We start from the raw sequence: 1,052 nt of genomic DNA on the forward strand, positions 1-1,052 counted from the left end.
GGAATTGTCATAGCACGCAATTATGTGTAGTAATATCGATGGGAGCCTGTGAATCAGGCCGAAATGGCGGGGAGATTCTCTATGGACGGAAACCTAACTTCACATAATCCGGAGCTTCACATAACATATCCACCTGCTTCTTCGAACCGGAACCGTTCCCATTGCAACGGTCATGAGGCGTCTGCTCACCGGCTACGCCCAGCAGTTCAACCGCAGGCATAGACGACATGGCCATCTCTTCCAGAACCGCTACAAGAGCATTCTCTGCGAAGAGGATCCGTATCTGCTCGAACTCGTCCGGTACATTCACCTGAATCCGATCCGGGCACGGATGATCAAAGATTTCTCGAAGCTCAAATCGTACAAATACAGCGGCCACGCCGTTCTCATGGGAAAGGTGAAAAACGACTGGCAGGACACGGACTGCGTATTGAGCCTTTTCGCTCCCACCCTGAGAAAGGCCCGAAGGGCGTATGAGGAATTTGTTGCCGAAGGTCTCAAGCAGAAAAAAGGGGCGGATCTCACGGGGGGCGGTCTGGTTCGTTCCGCCGGCGGGTGGGCGGCGCTTGCCGCTCTCCGCAGGAAGGGTCTCCGCATGAAGGCGGATGAGCGTATTCTCGGAAGCAGTGACTTTGTCGAGCGCGTTCTCAAGAAGGCCGAGGAAGAACTCTCGGAGAGAACAAGGCTTCAGCAGCAGGGGCTCACCCTTGATTCACTCATGAAGAAAGTCGCAGCGGAATACGATGTGAGCCTGAAAGGTCTCAAGAGCGGAACCAAGGAACAGACTGCGGCAAGAGCCCGCACGGTTCTCTGCTGTCTTGCGGTGCGAAAGCTCAGGCTGAGCTGCGCCGAGGTGGCCCGCGTCCTTGGCCTTTCCCCTTCCACGGTAAGCAAGGCAGTGCTAAGGGGTGAAAAGATCATGCGCGAAGACGACATGGTTGGAAAAATGCTTCCCGAACCATAAAATGTCCAAATTTCATGGACGTTATATATTAACTCAGATAGAGAATATACCTCAAAAGCATATCATATATATCAGAAAAGAAATAGAC

1 protein-coding gene is annotated in these 1,052 nt (G+C 52.8%); it reads left to right on the forward strand.

Annotated elements, in window-relative coordinates:
- Nucleotides 1-172: 172 nt before the first annotated feature.
- Entirely contained in the window at nt 173-964 is a 792-nt protein-coding gene (locus C4B57_12280; protein PXF50189.1) for a transposase, read from the forward strand.
- Nucleotides 965-1,052 lie beyond the last annotated feature (88 nt).

It is taken from the genome of Deltaproteobacteria bacterium (assembly GCA_003194485.1).
GTDB lineage: Bacteria > Desulfobacterota > Dissulfuribacteria > Dissulfuribacterales > UBA3076 > UBA3076.